A 624-nucleotide genomic window follows, 5' to 3' on the forward strand; every position below is an offset into this window, starting at 1 on the left:
TACTGCCACCGGGCCGCGGTAGCCTGGAGGTTGATATTCACGCCTTTGCTTATCCGCAACAGTCGCGTCCGGTGCTCGACCGGGTGGCGTTCACGCTCGCGCCGGGCAACATGCTGGGACTGTGTGGCCCCACCGGTTCTGGTAAAAGTACGCTGTTGGCCTTGATCCTGCGCCATTACGATCTTGATGACGGCGAGATTCGTTTTCATGGTTTCCCACTCGCGACGCTGAATCTGGATAGCCAGCGCCAACGTTTTGCGGTGGTCGGGCAAACGCCATTTTTATTCTCTGACACGGTGGCGAACAATATTGCACTCGGCAACCCCGGTGCCACGCTGGCGCAGATTCAACATGCTGCACGTCTGGCCAGCGTCCATGACGACATTACGCGCTTACCGCAAGGCTATGAAACGCAAGTGGGTGAGCGCGGCGTGATGCTTTCCGGTGGACAAAAACAGCGTATTGCCATTGCGCGCGCGCTGCTGCTGGACGCGGAGATCTTGGTCCTTGATGATGCGCTGTCGGCGGTTGATGGGCGCACCGAGCACAACATTTTGCAAAACCTGAAACGTTGGGCGGAGAAACGCACCCTGATTATCAGCGCGCACCGTCTTTCTGCCCTCA

At 58.2% G+C, this 624-nt stretch carries 1 protein-coding gene; it reads left to right on the forward strand.

Features of this window, described 5'->3' with window-relative positions; genetic code table 11:
• A partial coding sequence (locus J5224_RS33825) for an ATP-binding cassette domain-containing protein (RefSeq protein WP_264629239.1) occupies positions 1–624 on the forward strand: 624 nt, incomplete at both ends.

The organism is Candidatus Symbiopectobacterium sp. NZEC135, assembly GCF_025962695.1.